The sequence below is a fragment of the Micromonospora sp. M51 genome (assembly GCF_018070305.1).
Lineage (GTDB): Bacteria > Actinomycetota > Actinomycetes > Mycobacteriales > Micromonosporaceae > Micromonospora > Micromonospora parva.
The window spans coordinates 1-3,842 of sequence record NZ_JAGPXZ010000605.1; the positions used below are offsets into that span (position 1 = coordinate 1).

Annotated in this window: 4 protein-coding genes and 1 pseudogene; 1 reads left to right on the plus strand and 4 read right to left on the minus strand. The window is 75.3% G+C overall.

Annotated features, from left to right (window positions below; all coding sequences use genetic code 11):
* Both KBX53_RS25375 and KBX53_RS25380 read right to left on the minus strand, forming a co-directional pair.
* Positions 1 to 355 (minus strand): annotated as a pseudogene (locus tag KBX53_RS25375) (ATP-dependent DNA helicase RecG); the annotation flags it as partial.
* Entirely contained in the window at positions 352 to 1,965 is a 1,614-nt protein-coding gene (locus KBX53_RS25380; protein WP_210862027.1) for a DAK2 domain-containing protein, read from the minus strand. The pseudogene KBX53_RS25375 and the gene KBX53_RS25380, both read right to left, overlap by 4 nt.
* Positions 1,966 to 2,252: 287 nt before the next feature.
* Here KBX53_RS25380 and rpmB point away from each other — a divergent pair, with 287 nt between their 5' ends.
* Entirely contained in the window at positions 2,253 to 2,444 is a 192-nt protein-coding gene (rpmB, locus tag KBX53_RS25385; RefSeq protein WP_007456456.1) for a 50S ribosomal protein L28, read from the plus strand.
* Between the two features lie 129 nt (positions 2,445 to 2,573).
* Here the strand turns inward: rpmB and KBX53_RS25390 are convergent, their stop codons facing one another.
* Positions 2,574 to 3,035, minus strand: a complete 462-nt coding sequence (locus tag KBX53_RS25390; protein WP_210862029.1) for a GNAT family N-acetyltransferase — start codon at positions 3,033 to 3,035, stop codon at positions 2,574 to 2,576.
* Positions 3,036 to 3,064: 29 nt separating this feature from the next.
* Positions 3,065 to 3,842 (minus strand): thiamine-phosphate kinase (locus KBX53_RS25395; protein ID WP_210862031.1); only part of this gene is annotated, 778 nt, incomplete at its 5' end.

The window sequence follows — 3,842 nt, forward strand, 5'->3', positions numbered from 1 at the left end:
CGAACAGCCCCCACCGGCCGGGGCGCAGCTCCCGCTCGCGCCACGCCTGGTTGCCGAAGAAGGTCAACGTCAGCACCCCGCCGGAGCCGTCGCCGACGGTCACCTCCAGCAGGTTGCCCCGCCGCTGACGCATCGGGCGCACCGCGGTGCGCTGCACCTGAGCCAGCACGGTGACCTGCTCACCGACGTCCAGCGAGCGGATGTCGGTGTGCTCACCACGCTCGTCGTAGCGACGCGGGAAGTGGTAGACCAGGTCACCCGCGGTGTGCAGGTCGAGGTGTGCGGCCAGCGCCTTGGCTGTCTTCTCCCCGACCAGCTTCTTCAGCGGAGTGTCCACAGTGGCTGGTTCGCTCATTCGATCCCTACCAGGAGCGGATAAAACGGCTGGCCGCCCGGGTACGTGTGCACCTCGACGAACGGCCAGCGTCGCGCGACGTGCGCGCGGACGGCATCGGTGAGCCCGGCCGGGGCGTCCGCCCCGGCCAGCAGGGTGACCATCTCGCCACCACCGCCGAGCATCCGGTCGACCACCGCCGCGCAGGTGTCGGTGAGGTCGGTGCCGATCAGGTGCACCTCCCCCTCCACCAGCGCCAGCACGTCACCGGGACGGCACGGGCCGGCCACTGTCAGCGCCTCCCGGCTGGCGTGGCAGACCTCGGCGTAGCGGCAGGCGCCCGCCGCCTCGGCCATCGCGATCACGTCGTCCTCGAAGCGGCGGTCGCCGTCGCGGACCGCGAGGGCGGCCAACGCCTGCACGGGCGAGCGGGTCGGCACCACGCTCACCTTGATGCCGAAGCGGTGGGCCTCGCGGGCCGCCGCGCTCGCCACCGCCTCGGTGTTGGCGTCGTTGGGCAGCACCACCACCCGGGCCGCGCCGGTGCTGCGCACGGCGTCGAGCAGCTCACCGGTGGACGGGTTGCCCGGCACCACTGTGGCCCCCTCAGCGGCGAACAGCTCGGCGATGCCGCCACCGGTGGCCACCACCACCGCGGCCCGGCCGGTCACCGCCGGGCCGGCGGGCGGCTCCGGCTGGTCGGCGAAACGGGTCACCGAGATCCGGTACGGGCGGCCGGCAGCGACCCCGGCCTCGACCGCCGCGCCCACGTCGTTGACGTGCACGTGGACGTTCCAGGTGCCCTCCGGCTCACGCCCGTCGCCGACGACGACGAGCGAATCCCCCAACGCGTCCAGGGCCCGGCGCACCCCGGCGACCGCCTCGGCTCGGGCATCGAGCAGGAACTGCACCTCGTACGCGTACTCGTCGGAACCGGTCTCGCGGGCGACGGTGGCCGCCGGGCGGGCGGCGCGCGGCGGCGGCGCGGGCCGGGCCGTGCTCTCCCCGGTCAGCACCTCGACCAGGGCGTCGAGCAGCACGCAGAGCCCTCGGCCACCGGCGTCGACAACGCCCGCGCGGGCCAGCGCCGGCAGCTGCTCCGGGGTCCGGGCGAGCGCCTCGGCCGCCGCCCGGGCCGCGACGCCGGCCACCGCCGGCTGGTCGTCGCTGTCCGCGCCCGCGGCCGCCGCGGCGGCGGCCGCGTCAACGGTGAGCCGTGTGCCCTCGACCGGCCGGGAGACCGCCGGGTACGCGGCGGCGGTGCCGGAGCGCAACGCGGCGGCCAACTCCCGGCCGCGCACCGCCGGCATCCCGGCGACCTGGTCGGCGAAACCCCGCAGGATCTGCGAGAGGATGACCCCGGAGTTGCCCCGCGCGCCGAGCAGCGCGCCCTGGGCCATCAGCCGCAGCGCGTGCCCGTGCGCGGTCGGCCCGCTGTCGGGCAGGGTGTCCAGATCCATGGCGAGGGCCTGCTGTGCCGAGGTGAGGGTGAGCACCAGGTTGGTGCCGGTGTCGCCGTCGGGCACCGGATAGACGTTGAGCTGGTCGATCTCGCCCTGGTGACGCTTCAGTGCGGCCAACCCGCCCGCACACCAGCGGCGGACCGCGGCGGCGTCGAGGGTGTCCAGCACGGGCAGAAGCCTACTGGCGCGCACCGACACCCGTCGGACTCGTCCGGCGTGTCCGCCGTGCCCCGGGTCGGCGCTGGCCGCGGCGGGGACGGACCGCTCCGGTAGCCTTGCCGCCGGGCCGGCCCACCGTCGGGCGGACGGGCCCACGACCAGGCGTGAGCCGGGGCACGGGCGAGCGCCGGACCGGGCCGGTTGGCCGGGTCGGCGAGTCATCGGGTAACCTGACCAGGTTGCCCGGGCAGCACCTGCCGGCGACCTCATGAACGTATCAATCCCAGGAGTATCCCGTGGCTAGCGTGTGCGACGTCTGTGGCAAGGGACCGGGCTTCGGCCACAACGTGTCCCACTCGCACCGGCGGACCAACCGCCGCTGGAACCCGAACATCCAGTCGGTGCGTACCCCGGCCGGTGGCGGCAACACCAAGAAGTTGCAGGTCTGCACCTCGTGCATCAAGGCCGGCAAGGTCACCCGCGCCTGACGCGGTAGCACCCACCTTCTCGTTCGGCTCAGCCGGCGGACCCCGAGGGTCCGCCGGCTGAGCCGTGTGCGCGGCAGCCACCGCGCACCGCGCCGGCCCGGCCAGGCACGCCGAGGCCCGGCCCGCAGGTCAGAGGGTGCGGCCGAAGGAGATGCAGCCCTCCGCGTCCTTGTAGAAGCCGAAGTTCGGGATCCGCTCGTACCCGGCGGAGCCGTACATGGCGATCGCCTCGGGCTGCTTGTCGCCGCACTCCAGGACCACCCGCTTGCGGCAGTGCTCGCGGGCGGAGCGCTCGACGGCCGCCAACACCGCGCGGGCCACCCCCCGCCCCCGCGCCGCCGGCACCGTGTACATCCGCTTCAGCTCCGCGGTGTCCTCGCCGTGGCTACGCCAGCCACCGCAGCCGACCGGCTCACCGGCGAGGTAGGCGACGAGGAACGCGCCATCGGGCGGCTCGAACTCGGCCGCGTCCACCGGGGTGTCGTCGCCGGTGCCGCCGTAGCGGGCACCGAGGTCGGCCAGGGCGGCCTGGATCAGGTGCTGTGCCACCGGCGCGTCGAACCGCACCACCCGGATCTCGATCTCACTCACGGTGTCCAGCGTACGGCGGCGCCCGGGTCTCAGCGGAAGTGGTCCCAGCCGGCCGGGCCGTCGTAGCCGACCCCGTCGACGGTCACGCCGGCACCGTCCGTGACCAGGCCGATCGGCCGCCAGCCCGGCGGCAGCGGCACCGCCGGGGGGAAGGTAGCGGCCAGCGCGTGGTCGTCGCCACCGGCGAGGATCCAGGTGTACGGGTCGACGCCGAGTGCCTGCGCCGCGTCGGCCATCTGCCGGGGCACCTCGAACCCGTCCCGGCGTACGTCGATGGCCACCCCGCTGGCCGCCGCGATGTGCCCGAGGTCGGCGAGGAGCCCGTCCGAGATGTCGATCATGGAGGTGGCGCCGGACCGGGCGGCCTGCGGGCCGGCCTGGTAGGGCACCTGTGGCCGCCGGTACGCCTCGACCAGCAGCCTCGGGGTGCGGAACCCCCGGGTCAGCACTGTCAACCCGGCTGCCGCGTACCCGGTGCGCCCGGCCAGGGCGAGCACGTCCCCGGGTCGGGCGCCGGAGCGCAGCACGGGTGGGTGGCCCGCCAGGTCGCCCAGCGCGGTGACCGCGACGGTCAGGGTGGGGCTGGCCGACATGTCGCCGCCGACGACGCTCGCGCCGACCGTCGCCGCCTCCGCCGCCAGCCCGTCGGCCAGCTCCTCCGCCCAGCCGGTGTCCAGGTCCGCCGGCATGCAGAGCGCGACCAGCAGGGCGGTCGGCGTGGCACCCATCGCCGCGATGTCGGCCAGGTTGGCCGCCGCCGCCCGGTGCCCGACGTCGCGGGCCGAGGACCAGTCCCGCCGGAAGTGC